At 64.6% G+C, this 17,360-nt stretch carries 30 protein-coding genes; all 30 read left to right on the forward strand.

From position 1 onward, the window contains the following. On the forward strand, positions 1-512 hold a 512-nt coding region (locus tag MMG85_RS13645; RefSeq protein WP_241046535.1), incomplete at its 5' end, for an EF-Tu/IF-2/RF-3 family GTPase. Between the two features lie 571 nt (positions 513-1,083). Continuing rightward, complete coding sequence (gene rpsJ / locus MMG85_RS13650; RefSeq protein ID WP_027070119.1) at positions 1,084-1,395, forward strand: 30S ribosomal protein S10; 312 nt, start codon at positions 1,084-1,086, stop codon at positions 1,393-1,395. Between the two features lie 11 nt (positions 1,396-1,406). Next, complete coding sequence (gene rplC, locus MMG85_RS13655; RefSeq protein ID WP_055941268.1) at positions 1,407-2,060, forward strand: 50S ribosomal protein L3; 654 nt, start codon at positions 1,407-1,409, stop codon at positions 2,058-2,060. 11 nt (positions 2,061-2,071) lie between these two features. Next, positions 2,072-2,677 (forward strand): 50S ribosomal protein L4, encoded by a 606-nt coding sequence (gene rplD / locus MMG85_RS13660; RefSeq protein WP_241046536.1) that lies wholly within the window; start codon positions 2,072-2,074, stop codon positions 2,675-2,677. After that, positions 2,674-2,973: a 50S ribosomal protein L23 gene (gene rplW / locus MMG85_RS13665; protein WP_055941273.1), complete on the forward strand. Its 300-nt coding sequence runs from the start codon at positions 2,674-2,676 to the stop codon at positions 2,971-2,973. The genes rplD and rplW overlap by 4 nt, the downstream gene beginning before the upstream one ends. Before the next feature lie 11 nt (positions 2,974-2,984). Further along, positions 2,985-3,812, forward strand: coding sequence for a 50S ribosomal protein L2 (gene rplB / locus MMG85_RS13670; protein ID WP_055941275.1), 828 nt, complete (start codon positions 2,985-2,987; stop codon positions 3,810-3,812). Positions 3,813-3,818: 6 nt separating this feature from the next. Beyond that, positions 3,819-4,094, forward strand: coding sequence for a 30S ribosomal protein S19 (gene rpsS, locus MMG85_RS13675; RefSeq protein ID WP_055941277.1), 276 nt, complete (start codon positions 3,819-3,821; stop codon positions 4,092-4,094). 12 nt (positions 4,095-4,106) lie between these two features. After that, complete coding sequence (gene rplV / locus MMG85_RS13680) at positions 4,107-4,442, forward strand: 50S ribosomal protein L22 (RefSeq protein WP_055943295.1); 336 nt, start codon at positions 4,107-4,109, stop codon at positions 4,440-4,442. A 2-nt stretch (positions 4,443-4,444) separates the two neighbouring features. Then, the gene (gene rpsC, locus MMG85_RS13685) at positions 4,445-5,164 is read left to right on the forward strand and encodes a 30S ribosomal protein S3 (protein WP_055941280.1); all 720 of its coding nucleotides are present in this window, start codon (positions 4,445-4,447) and stop codon (positions 5,162-5,164) included. 6 nt (positions 5,165-5,170) lie between these two features. Then, on the forward strand, positions 5,171-5,584 hold the full coding sequence (gene rplP, locus MMG85_RS13690) for a 50S ribosomal protein L16 (protein ID WP_055941282.1): 414 nt from the start codon (positions 5,171-5,173) through the stop codon (positions 5,582-5,584). Further along, a complete protein-coding gene (gene rpmC, locus MMG85_RS13695) occupies positions 5,584-5,769 on the forward strand; it encodes a 50S ribosomal protein L29 (RefSeq protein ID WP_055941284.1) in 186 nt (61 codons plus the stop codon). The genes rplP and rpmC overlap by 1 nt, the downstream gene beginning before the upstream one ends. 12 nt (positions 5,770-5,781) lie before the next feature. Continuing rightward, positions 5,782-6,048 (forward strand): 30S ribosomal protein S17, encoded by a 267-nt coding sequence (rpsQ, locus tag MMG85_RS13700; RefSeq protein WP_241046537.1) that lies wholly within the window; start codon positions 5,782-5,784, stop codon positions 6,046-6,048. Positions 6,049-6,063: 15 nt separating this feature from the next. Continuing rightward, positions 6,064-6,432 (forward strand): 50S ribosomal protein L14, encoded by a 369-nt coding sequence (gene rplN, locus MMG85_RS13705; protein WP_013535986.1) that lies wholly within the window; start codon positions 6,064-6,066, stop codon positions 6,430-6,432. 15 nt (positions 6,433-6,447) lie between these two features. Continuing rightward, on the forward strand, positions 6,448-6,765 hold the full coding sequence (gene rplX / locus MMG85_RS13710) for a 50S ribosomal protein L24 (protein WP_055941288.1): 318 nt from the start codon (positions 6,448-6,450) through the stop codon (positions 6,763-6,765). An 11-nt stretch (positions 6,766-6,776) separates the two neighbouring features. After that, the gene (rplE, locus tag MMG85_RS13715) at positions 6,777-7,319 is read left to right on the forward strand and encodes a 50S ribosomal protein L5 (protein ID WP_055941290.1); all 543 of its coding nucleotides are present in this window, start codon (positions 6,777-6,779) and stop codon (positions 7,317-7,319) included. A 20-nt stretch (positions 7,320-7,339) separates the two neighbouring features. Continuing rightward, the gene (gene rpsN / locus MMG85_RS13720) at positions 7,340-7,645 is read left to right on the forward strand and encodes a 30S ribosomal protein S14 (RefSeq protein ID WP_055941292.1); all 306 of its coding nucleotides are present in this window, start codon (positions 7,340-7,342) and stop codon (positions 7,643-7,645) included. Between the two features lie 204 nt (positions 7,646-7,849). Continuing rightward, positions 7,850-8,248: a 30S ribosomal protein S8 gene (rpsH, locus tag MMG85_RS13725; RefSeq protein ID WP_055941294.1), complete on the forward strand. Its 399-nt coding sequence runs from the start codon at positions 7,850-7,852 to the stop codon at positions 8,246-8,248. Between the two features lie 16 nt (positions 8,249-8,264). Then, a complete protein-coding gene (gene rplF / locus MMG85_RS13730) occupies positions 8,265-8,792 on the forward strand; it encodes a 50S ribosomal protein L6 (RefSeq protein ID WP_241046538.1) in 528 nt (175 codons plus the stop codon). Between the two features lie 29 nt (positions 8,793-8,821). Beyond that, complete coding sequence (gene rplR, locus MMG85_RS13735; RefSeq protein ID WP_241046539.1) at positions 8,822-9,178, forward strand: 50S ribosomal protein L18; 357 nt, start codon at positions 8,822-8,824, stop codon at positions 9,176-9,178. Between the two features lie 156 nt (positions 9,179-9,334). Beyond that, positions 9,335-9,877 carry a 30S ribosomal protein S5 gene (rpsE, locus tag MMG85_RS13740; protein WP_055941300.1) on the forward strand — a complete coding sequence of 181 codons (543 nt, stop codon included), beginning with the start codon at positions 9,335-9,337 and terminating at the stop codon, positions 9,875-9,877. Continuing rightward, on the forward strand, positions 9,870-10,061 hold the full coding sequence (rpmD, locus tag MMG85_RS13745; RefSeq protein WP_055941302.1) for a 50S ribosomal protein L30: 192 nt from the start codon (positions 9,870-9,872) through the stop codon (positions 10,059-10,061). Before rpsE ends, rpmD begins: the two co-directional genes overlap by 8 nt. Continuing rightward, positions 10,061-10,504, forward strand: a complete 444-nt coding sequence (gene rplO, locus MMG85_RS13750; protein ID WP_083537711.1) for a 50S ribosomal protein L15 — start codon at positions 10,061-10,063, stop codon at positions 10,502-10,504. Before rpmD ends, rplO begins: the two co-directional genes overlap by 1 nt. Positions 10,505-10,511: 7 nt before the next feature. After that, the gene (secY, locus tag MMG85_RS13755; protein ID WP_241046540.1) at positions 10,512-11,873 is read left to right on the forward strand and encodes a preprotein translocase subunit SecY; all 1,362 of its coding nucleotides are present in this window, start codon (positions 10,512-10,514) and stop codon (positions 11,871-11,873) included. A 339-nt stretch (positions 11,874-12,212) separates the two neighbouring features. Then, positions 12,213-12,569: a 30S ribosomal protein S13 gene (gene rpsM / locus MMG85_RS13760; protein WP_055943298.1), complete on the forward strand. Its 357-nt coding sequence runs from the start codon at positions 12,213-12,215 to the stop codon at positions 12,567-12,569. 12 nt (positions 12,570-12,581) lie between these two features. Then, complete coding sequence (gene rpsK, locus MMG85_RS13765) at positions 12,582-12,974, forward strand: 30S ribosomal protein S11 (RefSeq protein WP_055941307.1); 393 nt, start codon at positions 12,582-12,584, stop codon at positions 12,972-12,974. Between the two features lie 14 nt (positions 12,975-12,988). Further along, the gene (gene rpsD / locus MMG85_RS13770) at positions 12,989-13,618 is read left to right on the forward strand and encodes a 30S ribosomal protein S4 (RefSeq protein WP_055941309.1); all 630 of its coding nucleotides are present in this window, start codon (positions 12,989-12,991) and stop codon (positions 13,616-13,618) included. 50 nt (positions 13,619-13,668) lie between these two features. After that, positions 13,669-14,667 (forward strand): DNA-directed RNA polymerase subunit alpha, encoded by a 999-nt coding sequence (gene rpoA / locus MMG85_RS13775; RefSeq protein ID WP_055941311.1) that lies wholly within the window; start codon positions 13,669-13,671, stop codon positions 14,665-14,667. Positions 14,668-14,860: 193 nt separating this feature from the next. Next, positions 14,861-15,235 (forward strand): 50S ribosomal protein L17, encoded by a 375-nt coding sequence (rplQ, locus tag MMG85_RS13780; RefSeq protein ID WP_241046541.1) that lies wholly within the window; start codon positions 14,861-14,863, stop codon positions 15,233-15,235. Between the two features lie 161 nt (positions 15,236-15,396). After that, complete coding sequence (locus tag MMG85_RS13785) at positions 15,397-15,912, forward strand: disulfide bond formation protein B (RefSeq protein ID WP_241046542.1); 516 nt, start codon at positions 15,397-15,399, stop codon at positions 15,910-15,912. A gap of 51 nt (positions 15,913-15,963) precedes the next feature. Continuing rightward, positions 15,964-17,358 carry a 3-deoxy-7-phosphoheptulonate synthase class II gene (locus tag MMG85_RS13790; protein ID WP_241046543.1) on the forward strand — a complete coding sequence of 465 codons (1,395 nt, stop codon included), beginning with the start codon at positions 15,964-15,966 and terminating at the stop codon, positions 17,356-17,358. Positions 17,359-17,360: the final 2 nt, after the last annotated feature.

Here is a 17,360-nt window from a genome sequence, read left to right on the forward strand (position 1 = left end):
GCACCGTGGTGACCGGCCGTATCGAGCGCGGCGTGATCAAGGTGGGCGAGGAAATCGAGATCGTCGGTATCCGTCCGACCCAGAAGACCACGGTCACGGGCGTGGAAATGTTCCGCAAGCTGCTGGACCAGGGCCAGGCGGGCGACAACGCCGGTCTGCTGCTGCGCGGCACCAAGCGTGACGACGTGGAGCGTGGCCAGGTGCTGGCCAAGCCGGGTTCGATCACCCCGCACACCGAGTTCGAAGCCGAAGTCTACGTGCTGAGCAAGGACGAAGGCGGCCGTCACACCCCGTTCTTCAAGGGTTACCGTCCGCAGTTCTACTTCCGCACGACCGACATCACCGGCGCGGTGACGCTGCCGGAAGGCGTGGAGATGGTCATGCCGGGCGACAACATCAAGATGGTGGTGACGCTTATCAACCCGGTGGCGATGGACGAAGGCCTGCGTTTCGCGATCCGCGAAGGCGGCCGTACCGTCGGCGCCGGCGTGGTAGCCAAGATCATCAAGTGACGTCCTGACCCGGGCGGGCATTGCCCGCCCGGCTTTGTCAGGCCGTCATCCCCGCGCAGGCGGGGATCCAGCGGCCTGATGAAGCGACAAGGGCGGACCGGAACCCCGGCCCGCCTCTTTTTTGCAGAAATCCCGCGTTTTCATTCAACGGGATGCTGCAAAACAGCAAAACCTGCGCTATCATTCGCGCCCCTTGAAAGCCGCTTGGCTCGAAAGGAATCGCATGATCCGCCAGCGCCCCCTGGGAGGCCGCTGGTTCTACCGCGAAAAGAGGTGCAGGAAGCGCCTCGTGTTCGCCAGACACGGAGTGTCGCGTGCCTTCCTGCGGGCCTTCGGGTCGGGCAGGGCTTCCCGGTGGTTGACGGGATGTGTCACGCGTCCTATACTTTCATGTCTGGGCGGGCCGGTTTACCGGCCTGCCTAGTTTTTCAGGAAGAATCCCCAGCCGATTCCGGCGCTGCCCGTCCGTGGAGTCCACGCGGCCGGTGGGGAGCTGGAACAGCTTGGACTAACCGGGGCAAGGCATCCCAGAGGCCGCGCCCGTCGCTCTTTAACGAAGGAAATTTCCGTCATGGCGGACCAAAAGATCCGAATCCGGCTCAAGGCGTACGATCATCGTCTGATCGACCGCTCGGCCAGCGAGATCGTCGAGACGGCCAAGCGGACCGGCGCGCAAGTGCGCGGCCCGATCCCGCTGCCGACCAAGATCGAGCGTTACACCATCCTGGTTTCCCCGCACGTCGACAAGGACGCGCGTGACCAGTACGAGACCCGCACGCACAAGCGCGTGCTCGACATCGTCGACCCGAATGACAAGACCGTGGACGCGCTGATGAAGCTCGAGCTCGCGGCTGGCGTCGACGTGCAGATCAAGTTGACCTGAGGCCCACGACCATGACCGCGAAGAAATATTCGTTGGGTCTCGTCGGCCGCAAGGCTGGCATGACCCGTGTGTTCACCGAAGACGGCAAGTCCATCCCGGTGACGCTGATCGAAGCTACCCCCAACCGCATCACCCAGATCAAGACCCCCGAAACCGACGGCTACAGCGCCGTGCAGGTCGTCGTGGGTACCCGTCGCGCCTCGCTGATCACCAAGCCGGTCGCCGGTCACCTGGCCAAGGCCAAGGTCGAAGCCGGTCGTGGCCTGTGGGAGCTGCGCGTGGAAGCCGACAAGCTGGGCGACTTCACCGTCGGCGGCGAGATCAAGGCCGACATCTTCGAAGTCGGCCAGATCGTCGACGTCCAGGGCGTCACCAAGGGCAAGGGCTTCCAGGGCACGATCAAGCGCTGGAACTTCCGCATGGGCGACGCCACCCACGGTAACTCGCTGTCGCATCGCGCGCCGGGTTCGCTGGGTCAGCGTCAGACGCCGGGTCGCGTGTTCCCGGGCAAGAAGATGTCCGGCCACATGGGCGCCGTGCAGCAGAGCACGCAGAACCTGGAAGTCGTCCGCGTGGACGCCGAGCGCGGCCTGATCGCCGTTCGCGGCGCCGTGCCGGGTGCACCGGGTGGTGACGTGATCGTGCGTCCGGCAAGCAAGGGTTGAGGAGAACGACCATGGAACTAGCCATTACAGGTAGCGCCAACAAGCTGTCGGTCTCCGACGACGTGTTCGGCCGCGAATTCAGCGAGGATCTGGTCCACCAGGTCGTCGTTGCCTACCGCAACGCCGGTCGTGCAGGCACCAAGGCGCAGAAGACGCGCGCCGAAGTCAACGGCACCACCAAGAAGTCCAAGAAGCAGAAGGGCGGCGGTGCCCGTCACGGTGCTCTGACCGCGCCGATCTTCGTCGGCGGCGGCGTGACCTTCGCGGCCAAGCCGCGCAGCTTCGCGCAGAAGGTCAACCGCAAGATGTACCGTGCGGCCATCAGCTCCATCCTGTCTGAGCTGAACCGCCAGAACCGCCTGAAGGTCGTGGAAGCGTTCGACGTGGACGCCACCAAGACCAGCGCCCTGATCGAGAAGCTGAAGGGCTTCGACGTGGGCAAGCGTCCGCTGATCGTCACCGAGGATGCTTCCGAGCACCTGTACCTGTCCGCCCGCAACCTTCCCTACGTGGAAGTGCGCGACGTGCAGGGCCTGGATCCGGCGGCGCTGGTCGGTGCCGACTCCGTGTTGATCACGGCCGACGCCATCAAGAAGATCGAGGAGTGGCTGGCATGATCAGCAACGAAAAGATTTTTGCCGTGCTGCGTGCTCCGCGCGTCTCCGAAAAGACCGTGCGCCTGCAGGAACTCTCCAACCAATACGTCTTCGAAGTCTCGAACGATGCCACCAAGGCCGATGTGAAGGCCGCGGTCGAGCAGCTGTTCGACGTCAAGGTCGAGACGGTCAACGTGGTCAACGTGAAGGGCAAGAACAAGTCCTTCCGTAACCGCGCCGGCCGCCGCGGCGACTGGCGCAAGGCGTACGTGCGTCTGGCCGATGGCCAAGCCATCGACGTGTCGGCCAAGGCCTGAGGTAGACCCACATGCCATTGATGAAATTCAAACCCACCTCTCCCGGTCGCCGTTCGGCGGTCCGCGTGGTGACGCCCGACCTGCACAAGGGTGCCCCGCATGCTGCGCTGCTCGAGAAGCAGAGCAAGTCCGGCGGTCGCAACCACCACGGTCGCATCACCACCCGTCACATCGGCGGTGGCCACAAGCAGCATTACCGTCTCATCGACTTCAAGCGCGACAAGGAAGGCATCCCGGCGCGTGTGGAGCGGATCGAATACGATCCCAACCGCACCGCGCACATCGCGCTGCTGTGCTACGTCGATGGCGAGCGTCGCTACATCATCGCCCCCAAGGGCCTGAAGGCCGGTGATCAGGTCATCGCCGGTAGCGATGCGCCGATCAAGGCCGGCAACACGCTGCCGCTGCGCAACATCCCGGTCGGTACGACGATCCACGGCATCGAGCTGAAGCCCGGCAAGGGCGCGCAGATCGCCCGCGCCGCCGGCGCCGCCGTGCAGCTGGTCGCACGCGAGCAGGGTTTCGCCACGCTGCGCCTCCGCTCCGGCGAGATGCGCAAGGTGCAGGTCGAGTGCCGCGCCACGGTGGGCGAAGTCGGCAACGACGAGCACAGCCTGGAGAAGCTCGGCAAGGCCGGTGCCAAGCGCTGGCGCGGTATCAAGCCGACCGTCCGCGGTGCGGCCATGAACCCGGTCGATCACCCGCACGGTGGTGGTGAAGCCAAGGCCGGCCAGGGCAACCCGCATCCGGTCACCCCCTGGGGTGTGCCGACCAAGGGTTACAAGACGCGCAAGAACAAGCGCACGCAGCAATTCATCGTCCGCGATCGTAGGGGCTAATCGACCATGGCACGTTCACTCAAGAAGGGCCCGTTCGTCGATCACCACCTCGTCAAGAAGGTGGAGGCCGCGGGCGGCAGCAAGAAGCCGATCAAGACCTGGTCGCGCCGTTCGATGATCCTGCCGGAAATGGTGGGTTTCACGATCGCCATCCACAACGGCAAGAACCACGTTCCGGTGCTGGTCAACGAGAACATGGTCGGCCACAAGCTCGGCGAATTTGCCGTCACCCGGACCTTCAAGGGTCACGGTGGCGACAAGAAAGCCGGCGGCAAGAAGTAAGGAGAGATGACCATGGAAGCGAAAGCCATCCTGCGCACCGCGCGCATCTCTCCCCAGAAGGCCCGCCTGGTCGCCGACCAGGTGCGTGGCCTGCCGGCCGAACGCGCCGTCAACCTGCTGAAGTTCTCGGACAAGAAGGCCGCCCACCTGATCAAGAAGGTCGTGGAGTCCGCCATCGCCAACGCCGAGAACAACCAGGGTGCCGACGTCGACGAGCTGAAGGTCAAGACCATCATGGTCGACGAAGGTCCGATGCTGAAGCGTTTCATGGCCCGTGCCAAGGGCCGTGGTACCCGCATTCTGAAGCGCACCAGCCACATCACCGTGGTCGTGGGCGAGGGTAAATAAACATGGGTCACAAAGTTCATCCGACCGGTATCCGTCTGGGCATCGCCAAGGACTGGAATTCCAAGTGGTTCGCCAACAAGCGCGACTACGCCGAGTACCTCGCCGCGGACCTCAAGGTGCGTGAAATGCTTCGCAAGAAGCTGGCGCAGGCAGGCATTTCCAAGATCCTGATCGAGCGTCCGGCCAAGACCGCCCGCGTGACCATCCACACCGCCCGCCCGGGCGTGGTGATCGGCAAGCGCGGTGAGGACATCGAGAAGCTGCGCAAGGAAGTGAGCGACCTGATGGGCGTCCCGGCGCACATCAACGTCACCGAAGTGCGCAAGCCCGAGCTGGACGCGCAGTTGGTGTCCGAGTCGATCGCGCAGCAGCTGGAACGCCGCATCATGTTCCGTCGCGCCATGAAGCGCGCCGTCGGCAACGCGATGCGCCTGGGTGCCCTGGGCATCAAGGTCAACGTGGCAGGCCGCTTGAACGGTGCGGAAATCGCCCGTTCGGAGTGGTACCGCGAAGGCCGCGTGCCGCTGCACACGCTGCGTGCCGACATCGATTACGGTTTTGCCGAGGCGAAGACCACCTACGGCATCATCGGCATCAAGGTGTGGGTCTACAAAGGCGAGATCTTCGATTTCAGCCAGGTGGGTCAGGAGAAGCAGGACGACGCGCGCCCCGAGCGCAGCGAACGTCCGTCGCGCCCGCCCCGTGACCGCGACGCGAGGTAATCAGTCATGTTGCAACCCAAGCGAACCAAATACCGCAAGATGCACAAGGGCCGTAACGAAGGCCTGAGCTGGAGCGGCAACCTCGTCAGTTTCGGCGAGTACGGCCTGAAGGCCACGGCGCACGGTCAGCTGACCGCGCGCCAGATCGAAGCAGCGCGTCGTTCCATCAGTCGCTACGTGAAGCGTGGCGGCAAGATGTGGATCCGCGTGTTCCCCGACAAGCCCATCACCAAGAAGCCCATCGAAGTCCGCATGGGTTCCGGCAAGGGCAACGTCGAGTACTGGGTCGCGCAGATCCAGCCGGGCCGCATGATCTATGAAATCGAAGGCGTCAGCGAAGACATCGCGCGTGAGGCGTTCCGCCTGGCCGCGGCCAAGCTGTCCGTCACCACCACTTTCGTGACCCGGACGGTGCGCTAATGGAACTCAAGCAACTCCGCGAGAAGTCGGCAGACGAGCTGAAGGCCCACCTGACCGAGCTGCGCAAGGAGCAATTCTCCCTGCGCATGCAGAAGGTCACCGGCCAGCTGCCGAAGACCCACGAGACCCGCCGTGTCCGCCGCGAGATCGCTCGCGTCAAGACGCTGCTCGGCAGCCAGAAGTAAGGAGCGCCCAAGATGAGCGATAACAAAGACAAAGCGCAACGCACCATCGAAGGCCGCGTCGTCAGCAACAAGATGGACAAGACGGTCACCATCCTGGTGGAGCGTCAGGTCAAGCACGCCCTGTACGGCAAGTACATCAAGCGTTCCACCAAGCTGCACGCGCACGACGCGGACAACAGCTGCAAGGAAGGCGACGTGGTGCGCGTGACCGAGATCGCCCCGATGTCCAAGACCAAGAACTGGCGCGTGGTGGCAATCGTCACCCGCGCGGCTGAATAAGAGGAGATCTGAATCATGATCCAGATGCAGAGCTACCTTGACGCGGCCGACAACTCCGGCGCCAAGGAACTGATGTGCATCAAGGTGCTGGGCGGCTCGAAGCGCCGTTACGCCGGCATCGGCGACATCATCAAGGTGACCGTCAAGGACGCCATCCCGCGTGGCAAGGTCAAGAAGGGCGAAGTCTACGACGCCGTGGTCGTGCGTACCCGCAAGGGTGTCCGCCGTCCGGACGGTTCGCTGATCCGCTTCGATGGCAACGCCGCCGTCCTGCTCAACAACAAGCAGGAGCCGATCGGAACCCGCATCTTCGGGCCCGTGACCCGCGAGCTGCGTTCCGAGAAGTTCATGAAGATCGTTTCGCTCGCGCCTGAAGTGCTCTGAGCGGAGGACATAGAAATGGCAAACCGTATCAAGAAGGGCGACCAGGTCGTCGTCACCGCCGGCAAGGACAAGGGCAAGAAGGGCGACGTCGTGCGTGTGGACGGCGACCGCGTGGTCGTGTCCAACGTCAATGTCGTCAAGCGCCACACCAAGCCGAACCCGCAGGCCGGTGTCGCCGGCGGCGTGGTTGAGAGCGAGCGCTCGATCCACATCTCCAATGTCGCGCTGTTCAACCCGGCAACGGGCAAGGGCGAGCGTATCGGTTTCAAGGTGCTGGAGGATGGACGCAAACTGCGTGTGTTCCGCTCCAGCGGTGAGGCGCTCGACGCCTGAGGAATGAGGACATGACCACCCGTCTCGAAAAAATCTACAAGGAAGAAGTGGCGCCGGCTCTGATGAAGAAGTTCGGCTACACCAATCCGATGGAAGTGCCGAAGATCACCAAGATCACCATCAACATGGGTGTGGGTGAAGCGGCGACCAACAAGAAGATCCTGGAAAATGCCGTGGCCGACCTGGCCAAGATCACCGGCCAGAAGCCGATCACGACCAAGTCCCGCGTGTCGGTGGCTTCGTTCAAGATCCGCGATGGCTGGCCGATCGGCTGCAAGGTCACCCTGCGTCGCGCCAAGATGTACGAGTTCCTGGATCGCCTGATCAGCATCTCGCTGCCGCGCGTCCGCGACTTCCGTGGCGTCTCCGGCCGTTCGTTCGATGGCCGCGGCAACTACAACATGGGCGTGAAGGAACAGATCATCTTCCCGGAAATCGATTTCGACGCCGTCGACGCGATCCGCGGCATGGATATCGCCATCACGACGACCGCCAAGAACGACGCCGAAGCCAAGGCGCTGCTCGAAGCGTTCAAGTTCCCGTTCCGCAACTGATTCGCTAGGAAAACGACATCATGGCAAAGACCTCGATGGTCAACCGCGACATCAAGCGGGAAAAGCTGGCCAAGCAGTACGCCGCCAAGCGTGACGCGCTGAAGAAGATCATCTCCAGCCAGAACGCGTCGTACGAAGAAAAGGCCGACGCGGTCACCAAGCTGCAGAAGCTGCCGCGCGACTCGTCGCCGAGCCGCCAGCGCAACCGCTGCGAGCTGTCCGGTCGTTCGCGTGGCGTGTACCGCAAGTTCGGCCTGGGCCGCAACATGCTGCGCAAGGCCACCATGAACGGCGACGTGCCCGGCCTGCGCAAGGCGAGCTGGTAAGGACGCCAGGGGCGCCCGACCCGGGCTCCCCCGTGGTTTCAAGGACAAGTCCGGCACACGCCGGACTTGTTGTTGTACAATGTTCGGCTCCCGCGACCCGGTCGAGGGAGGGTCGGGGAACCGGCTGCCCGCCTGGGGGATTCCAGGGACAACACAAGATTTTCGCGAAAGCGGATATCGGTGCTACTCATAAGGCAGACTCTAATGAGCATGACTGATCCCATCGCCGACATGCTGGTGCGCATTCGCAATGCCGCCGCTGTGGGCAAGCCGACGGTGAAGATGCCGTCCTCCAAGATCAAGACCTCGATCGCCAACGTCCTCAAGGCGGAAGGCTACATCGGCGACGTCCGCGTGACGCCGACCGAGAACAACAAGGCCGAGCTCGAGATCGTCCTGAAGTACTTCGAAGGCAAGCCGGTCATCGAGAAGCTGAGCCGCGTGTCCCGTTCGGGCCTGCGCCAGTACCGTGGCAAGGCCGAGCTGCCCAAGGTCCTCGGCGGCCTGGGCGTTGCCATCATTTCCACTTCCAAGGGCATCATGACCGATGCGCAGGCCCGTGCGGCCGGCGTGGGTGGTGAAGTCCTGTGCTTCGTGGCCTAAGCGAAGGAGCCCAGACATGTCCCGCGTAGCCAAGCAGCCGATCAATCTCCCCAAGGGCGTCGAACTGAACGCCCAGGGTGAAACCCTCAACGTCAAGGGCCCGAAGGGCACCCTGTCCATCGCCAAGCCGGCCGGCGTCGAACTCAAAGTCGACAATGGTACGGTGAACCTGTCGCCGGCCACCCCGGCCGACGATGCCATCACCGGCACCATCCGCGCGATCCTGGCCAATATGGTCAAGGGCGTATCGGACGGTTTCGAGCGCAAGCTCGAGCTGGTCGGCGTGGGTTACCGCGCCGCGATGCAGGGCAAGGACCTGAACCTGTCGCTGGGTTTCTCCCACCCGATCCTGTTCAAGACGCCGGAAGGCATCACCATCGTCACCCCGACCCAGACCGAAATCCTGGTGCAGGGTGCCGACAAGCAGCGCGTTGGTGAAGTCGCCGCCAAGATCCGCGGTTTCCGTCCGCCGGAGCCCTACAAGGGCAAGGGCGTGAAGTACTCCGACGAAACCATCATCCGCAAGGAAGCGAAGAAGGCCTAACCGGGCTTTCGGCTTCGAGGAACCAGATCATGAGCATCAAGAACACCGCCCGCCTGCGCCGCGCCAAGTCGACCCGCGCGCACATCCGCGAACTCGGCGTGCCGCGCCTGTCGGTGCTGCGCACCGGCCAGCACATCTATGCGCAGCTGTTCACCGCCGATGGCTCCAAGGTCATCGCGTCGGCCAACACGCTGCAGGCCGATGTGAAGGATGGCCTGAAGAACGGCAAGAACAGCGATGCCGCCGCCCGCGTGGGCAAGTTCATCGCCGAGCGCGCCAAGGCCGAAGGCATCGAGAAGATCGCGTTCGACCGTTCGGGCTACCGTTACCACGGCCGCATCAAGGCCCTGGCCGACGCGGCCCGCGAAGGCGGCCTGCAGTTCTAATCCTGAAGGGCATGGGGGCAACCCCATGCCTTGTCCTGCCGGCGCGGGCTGCGCCGGGCGCGGTCGCTCTTCTGCAGCGGCCGTTGCGCCACCGCTCCACACCACAACCATAAGCGGCCAAGCCGTACATATCCCAACCATCAAGGAATTCAAGCAATGGCAGAAGAACGTCAGCCGCGGGGTCGCGATCGCGACCGCAACCGCGAAGAGAAAGTCGACGACGGCATGATCGAGAAGCTGGTCGCGGTCAACCGCGTCAGCAAGACCGTCAAGGGCGGTCGCCAGTTCACCTTCACCGCACTGACGGTGGTGGGCGACGGCAACGGCAAGATCGGTTTCGGTTATGGCAAGGCGCGCGAAGTGCCGGTCGCCATCCAGAAGTCGATGGAATATGCCCGCAAGGGCATGCTGAATGTCGATCTGAACAACGGCACGCTGTGGCACCCGGTGAAGGCCGGCCACGGTGCGGCGCGCGTGTTCATGCAGCCGGCCTCGGAAGGTACGGGCGTCATCGCCGGCGGCGCCATGCGCGCCGTGCTGGAAGCGGTGGGCGTGAAGAACGTGCTGGCCAAGGCCGTCGGCTCGCGCAACCCGATCAACCTGGTCCGCGCCACGCTGAAGGGCCTGAGCGACATGCAGTCGCCCACGCGCATCGCGGCCAAGCGCGGCAAGAAGGTGGAGGAACTCCTCAATGGCTAACGAGTCCAACAAGACCGTCAAGGTGCGCTTGGTGCGTGGCCTGCGTGGTTCCCAGTCGCGCCACCGCCTGTCGGTGAAGGCGCTGGGCCTGAACAAGCTCAACGATGTGCGTGAACTGAAGGACAGCCCGCAGGTACGCGGCCTGATCGCCAAGGTCCACTACCTCGTCAAGGTCGAGGAGTAATCAACATGCGTCTCAACACACTGAAGCCCGCCGACGGCGCCCGCACCGAACGCACCCGCGTCGGCCGTGGTATCGGTTCCGGCCTGGGCAAGACCGCCGGTCGCGGCCACAAGGGCTCGTTCGCGCGCGCCGGCAAGGGCAAGATCAAGGCGAAGTTCGAAGGCGGCCAGATGCCGCTGGTCAAGCGTCTGCCGAAGGTCGGCTTCCGCTCCAAGCTGAAGCTGGATTGCGCCGAAGTGCTGTCCTACCAGTTGGAGAAGCTGGAAGCCGGCGAGATCGACTTCGCCGCGCTGCGTGCCGCCAAGCTGGTGCCCAGCACCGCCAAGCGCGCCAAGATCGTCAAGAAGGGCGAACTGACCAAGAAGTTCGTGCTGAAGGGCGTGGCCGCCACGGCCGGTGCCAAGGCCGCCATCGAGGCTGCCGGCGGCAGCGTGCAGGAGTAACGGACGCATGGCGCAGGGTAATGCCGCCGGTGCGCTGGCAGGCGCGGGCAAGTTCACCGAACTCCGCCAGCGCCTGCTGTTCGTGCTGGGCGCGCTGATCGTCTACCGGATCGGCTGTTTCATCCCGGTCCCGGGCGTCAATCCCGATGCCATGCTTGCGATGATGCAGGCGCAGGGCGGCGGCATCGTGGACATGTTCAACATGTTCTCGGGCGGCGCCCTGCACCGTTTCAGCATCTTCGCGCTGAACGTCATGCCCTACATTTCGGCATCGATCGTGATGCAGCTGGGCGTGCACATCTTCCCCACCCTGAAGGCGCTGCAGAAGGAAGGCGAGTCCGGTCGCCGCAAGATCACCCAGTACTCGCGCATCGGCGCCGTGCTGCTGGCGATCGTGCAGGGCGGCAGCATCGCCACCGCGCTGCAGAACCAGGTCGCGCCGGGCGGCATGCCGGTGGTGTACGCGCCGGGCATGGGCTTCGTGCTGACCGCCGTGGTCGCACTGACCGCCGGCACCATCTTCCTGATGTGGATCGGCGAGCAGGTGACCGAGCGCGGCATCGGCAACGGCGTCTCGCTGATCATCTTCGCGGGCATCGTGGCCGGCCTGCCGGGTGCGGTCATCCAGACCGTCGGCGCCTTCCGCGACGGCACGCTGAGCTTCATCTCGCTGCTGGTCATCGCCGTGGTGGTGTTGGGCTTCACGTTCCTGGTGGTGTTCGTGGAACGCGGGCAGCGACGGATCACGGTGAACTACGCGCGCCGCCAGGGCGGTCGCAACGCGTACATGAACCAGACCTCGTTCCTGCCGCTCAAGCTCAACATGGCCGGCGTGATCCCGCCGATCTTCGCCTCCAGCATCCTGGCCTTCCCGGCCACGCTGGCGATGTGGTCCGGCCAGAACAGCGGCGCCACGACTTGGCTGCAGCGCGTTTCCAACGCGCTGGCGCCGGGCGAGCCGCTGCACATGATCGTGTTCGCGGCGATGATCATCGGCTTCGCGTTCTTCTACACGGCGCTGGTGTTCAACTCGCAGGAAACCGCGGAGAACCTGAAGAAGTCGGGTGCGCTGATCCCGGGCATCCGTCCGGGCAAGGCCACGGCCGACTATGTCGATGGCGTGCTGACGCGCCTGACGGCGATCGGTTCGATGTACCTGGTGGCGGTCTGCCTGTTGCCGGAAGTGATGCGTACCCAGCTGGGCACGTCGTTCTACTTCGGCGGCACCTCGTTGCTGATCGTGGTGGTGGTGGTGATGGACTTCATCGCGCAGATCCAGGCGCACCTGATGTCGCACCAGTACGAGAGCCTGTTGAAGAAGGCCAACCTGAAAGGTGGTTCGCGGGGCGGTCTTGCCCCCCGCGGCTGAGGTATAATCGCGGGCTTCCCGCACCAGCCCGGCCTGTCATGGCCGGCTGACTTAGATGGGCGGCCCCTGCAGCGATCCGGTGCGGGGGTGTGAGCCAGCCGGTCCTGCGCCAGAGTAGCGCGGGCGGGGCAGGGCGGGGTAACCCCGTTCCGCACCAGGCAGGCTCCGGCGCTGGAGCATGGGCACACTCCCCATGCCGGTCCGCTGTCGGCACTGCCGGCACGGGCTTCCCGTAAACACCGGATCTTGTTAGAATTTCCAGTTCACTCCGCCTATCTGCGCGAATCCCGCCCGGGATGACCGTACACGGGCCAATACTCACAGTTGGAGAGCCGCGTCATGGCGCGTATTGCAGGTGTCAACCTGCCTGCCCAGAAGCATGTCTGGGTCGGTTTGCAAAGCATCTACGGCATTGGCCGTACCCGTTCCAAGAAGGTCTGCGAAGCCGCCGGCGTCGCCTCGACCACCAAGATCCGCGACCTGTCGGAGCCGGAAGTCGAGCGCCTGCGCGCCGAAGTCGGCAAGTACGTGGTCGAGGGCGACCTGCGCCGTGAAGTCGGCATCGCGATCAAGCGCCTGATGGACCTGGGTTGCTACCGCGGTCTGCGCCACCGTCGCGGCCTGCCGCTGCGTGGCCAGCGCACCCGCACCAATGCCCGCACCCGCAAGGGTCCGCGCAAAGCCATCAAGAAGTAAGGGGCGACCATCATGGCCAAGCCAGCAGCTGCCAAAGTCAAGAAGAAGATCAAGCGCGTCATCACCGACGGCGTCGCCCACGTCCACGCTTCTTTCAACAACACCATCGTCACCATCACCGACCGCCAGGGCAATGCGCTCTCGTGGGCGACATCGGGTGGTGCCGGTTTCCGCGGTTCCCGCAAGTCCACGCCGTTCGCGGCGCAGGTCGCGGCCGAAAAGGCCGGCCGTGCCGCACTGGACTACGGCGTGAAGTCGCTGGAAGTCCGCATCAAGGGCCCGGGTCCGGGTCGTGAGTCGGCCGTGCGTTCGTTGAACAACGTGGGCTACAAGATCACCAACATCATCGACGTGACGCCCATCCCGCACAACGGGTGCCGTCCGCCGAAAAAGCGTCGCGTCTAAGGGGGCGATAAGAAATGGCTCGTTATATCGGTCCTACCTGTAAGCTCGCGCGCCGTGAAGGCGCCGACCTGTCGCTCAAGAGCCCGGCCCGTGCGCTGGACTCCAAGTGCAAGCTGGAGCAGAAGCCCGGCCAGCACGGCGCGACCGCCCGCAAGGGTAAGCTGTCCGACTACGCCACCCAGCTGCGTGAAAAGCAGAAGGTCAAGCGTATCTACGGTCTGCTGGAGCGTCAGTTCCGCAACTACTACAAGAAGGCCTCGACCAAGAAGGGCAACACCGGCGAGAACCTGCTGCAGCTGCTGGAAACCCGTCTCGACAACGTCATCTACCGCATGGGCTTCGCTGTGACCCGTCCGGCTGCCCGCCAGTTGGTCTCGCACCGTGGCGTGCTGGTCAATGGCAAGCCGGTCAACCTGCCGTCCTATCAGGTCAAGGCCGGCGACGCGATCGCGCTGTCGGAGAAGGCCCAGAAGCAGCTCCGCGTCCAGGAGTCGCTGACCGTTGCCGAGCAGCTCGACCTGAACCCGTCGTGGGTAGAAGTCGACGCCAAGAAGTTCAGCGGTGTGTTCAAGGCGGTGCCGGCGCGTTCGGACCTGCCCGCCGACATCAACGAAGCGCTGATCGTCGAGTTGTACTCGAAGTAATTCATTCACGCACCCCCGGGCGACCGGGGGACCGCAGGAGACAAAGCAACATGACGGGTATTACTCAGCAAGTGCTGCGCCCCCGCGGCCCGCAGATCGAGCGCCTGACCGGCAATCGCGCGAAAGTGGTCATCGAGCCGCTGGAACGTGGTTACGGCCATACGCTCGGCAATGCGTTGCGCCGCGTGCTGCTGTCGTCGATCCCCGGCTTCGCGATCACCGAAGTCGAGATCGATGGCGTGCTGCACGAATACAGCACCATCGAAGGCATGCAGGAAGACGTGCTGGAAGTGCTGTTGAACCTGAAGGATGTGGCCATCCGCATCCACAGCGGCGACTCCTCCACGTTGAGCCTGGCCAAGCAGGGCCCGGGCGTGGTGACCGCCGGCGACATCAAGACCGACCACAACGTCGAGATCCTCAACCCGGAACTGGTCATCTGCAACCTGACCAAGGATACGGCGCTGAACATGCGCCTGAAGATCGAGCGTGGTTTCGGCTACCAGCCGGCCGCCGCCCGGCGTCGTCCGGACGAAGAAACCCGCGTGATCGGTCGCCTGGTGCTGGACGCCTCGTTCTCGCCGGTCCGTCGCGTCGCGTACGCGGTGGAAGCCGCGCGCGTCGAGCAGCGCACCGACCTGGACAAGCTGGTCCTGGACATCGAAACCAACGGCACGATCGATGCCGAGGAAGCCGTGCGCACCGCCGCCGACATCCTCAGCGACCAGCTGTCGGTGTTCGGTGACTTCACGCACCGCGACCGCGGCGCGCCGAAGCAGGCCGCCAGCGGCGTGGATCCGGTGCTGCTGCGCCCGATCGACGACCTGGAGCTGACCGTGCGTTCGGCCAACTGCCTGAAGGCCGAGAGCATCTACTACATCGGCGACCTGATCCAGAAGACGGAAGTCGAACTGCTCAAGACCCCGAACCTCGGCAAGAAGTCGCTGACCGAGATCAAGGAAGTCCTGGCGCAGCGCGGCCTGTCCCTGGGCATGAAGCTGGAGAACTGGCCGCCGGCCGGTGTCGCCCAGCACGGCATGCTCGGCTGATGATGTAACAGGGAACTCCTGCGTCCGCGCGGGAGTTCCTCTGCTTCAAACGTGTTACCCATGCCGACGGACCTGAAGGTCCGCGGTTATCCGGTCAAGGACGGCCGGTTCGGACCAACCGCAGTCCATTGTGGCAACGCCTGGAAGGCGACAGCGAAATCCAACGACCCACCATTCACCAGGAATCACACCCATGCGCCACCAGAAAGCCGGTCGCAAGTTCAACCGCACCAGCGCCCATCGCGAAGCGATGTTCCGCAACATGGCCGCCTCGCTCATCAAGCACGGCCTGATCAAGACCACCCTGCCGAAGGCCAAGGAACTGCGCCGCGTCGCCGAGCCGCTGATCACCCTCGGCAAGGTCGATGGCGTCGCCAACCGCCGTCTCGCCTTCTCGCGCCTGCGCGACAAGGAAGCCGTCGGCACGCTGTTCACCACCCTCGGCCCGCGTTACCAGGCGCGTCCGGGTGGCTACCTGCGCATCCTGAAGTGCGGCTTCCGTGCCGGCGACAACGCGCCGATGGCGTACGTCGAGCTGGTCGACCGTCCGGAAGCGGCGGCCGAATAAGCCCCGCCTCCTGCAGCACACCAGAAACCCCGGCCGATGCCGGTGTTTTTGTTTTCCGGCGATGTCGGGCCTGTCACATCGGCAGCGACAAACGGCCACGGGGTGACGTTCGGTAGGTTGCGCGTGGATAATGCAGGCAAGACCTCACGCTGCTGGTGCCGATGAATCCTCTTCGCTGGAGTTTCCGCGCGCAGTGCTTGCTGGGCTTCGCCGTCTGCGCGGGCCTGCTGGGCTATGCGCTGTACGTGCAGTTCGTGCAGCAACTGGAACCGTGCCCGTTCTGCATCTTCCAGCGGCTGGCGTTCGCGGCGACGGGCGTGCTGTTCCTGCTCGGCGCGCTGCACGGTCCGCGACGGTCGACGGGACGGCGCACCTACGGCGTGCTGGCCTTCCTTGCTGCGGCCACCGGTATCGGCATCGCGGGCAAGCACGTGTGGGTGCAGCTGTATCCGCCGCTGATGCCGAGCTGCGGTCCCGGCTGGGACTACATGATCGAGAACAACACCTGGCTGGGCGTGGTGCAGAAAGTGCTGGCCGCCAAGGGCGACTGCAGCACGATCGACTGGAGTTTCCTTGGCCTGACCATGCCGATGTGGAGCCTGGTGTGGTTCGTGCTGCTGGCCGTCTGGGCACTCTGGACCGGCTTCCGCGCCCGCAGGACCTCGACCTTCCGCTGATTTGACGCGGCGCACCAATCTGGCACGATGGTGGGCCCCCAGGAGTCCACCATGAATCCGTCCGACCGCAACCTGCGCGCCGTCACCCTGCCGCCGAACTGGGCGCCGGACAGCTGGCGCCAGCGCCAGGCGATGCAGATGCCCACCTATCCCGATGCCGCCGCGCTGGCATCGGCGCTGGCCGAGCTGCGCGAACTGCCGCCGCTGGTGACGTCGTGGGAAATCTTCTCGCTGAAGAAGCAGCTGGCCGAGGCGCAGGAAGGCAAGCGCTTCCTGCTGCAGGGCGGCGACTGCGCGGAGAATTTCAGCGACTGCGAGTCGGGGCTGATCTCGAACCGGTTGAAGGTGCTGCTGCAGATGAGCCTGGTGCTGGTGCACGGACTGCGCCTGCCGGTGGTCCGCGTCGGCCGCTTCGCCGGGCAGTACGCCAAGCCGCGTTCGGCGGATACCGAAACGCGTGATGGCGTCACCCTGCCCAGCTATCGCGGCGACGTGGTCAATGCGCCCGAATTCACGGCCGAGGCGCGCGTGCCGGATCCGCGCCGCATGATCAAGGCGCATGCGCGCTCGGCGATGACGATGAACTTCGTGCGCGCCCTGATCGATGGCGGCTTCGCCGACCTGCATCACCCCGAATACTGGAACCTCAACTGGGTCGGCTATTCGCCGCTGGCGGCCGAGTACCAGCACATGGTCGCGTCGATCGGCGACGCGGTGAGGTTCATGGAGACCCTCTCGGGCTCCGAAGTACACAACCTCAACCGCATCGATTTCTACACCTCGCACGAGGCCTTGCTGCTGCCCTACGAGGAAGCGCTGACCCGCGAGGTGCCGCGCCAGTGGGGCTGGTTCAACCTCAGCACGCACTATCCGTGGATCGGCATGCGTACCGCCGCCGTCGATGGCGCGCACGTGGAGTACCTGCGCGGCGTGCGCAACCCCATCGCGATCAAGGTGGGGCCGTCGGTCACGCCGGACCAGTTGCTGCGGCTGATCGACGTGCTGAATCCGGAAGACGAACCCGGCCGCCTGACCTTCATCCATCGCATGGGCGCGAGCCAGATCGCGGACAAGCTGCCGCCGTTGCTGGATGCGGTGCGTCGCGATGGCCGTCGCGTGCTGTGGGTCTGCGATCCGATGCACGGCAACACCGAGAGCACCAGCAACGGGTTCAAGACGCGGCGTTTCGACAACGTCCGCAGCGAGGTCGAGCAGTCGTTCGACCTGCATGCCGCCGCCGGCACCCGCCTGGGGGGCGTGCATCTGGAGCTGACGGGCGAGGACGTCACCGAATGCACCGGCGGCGCCCGCGAGTTGACCGATGCGGACCTGGAACGGGCGTATCGCTCCACCGTCGATCCGCGGCTGAACTACGAGCAGTCGCTCGAGATCGCCATGTGCATCGTGCGCAAGCAGAACCAGTTGGCCACGCCGACGGCGCGGTAGGC

Origin of the sequence: Pseudoxanthomonas sp. LH2527 (genome assembly GCF_022539275.1) — a bacterium.
Classification (GTDB): domain Bacteria; phylum Pseudomonadota; class Gammaproteobacteria; order Xanthomonadales; family Xanthomonadaceae; genus Pseudoxanthomonas_A.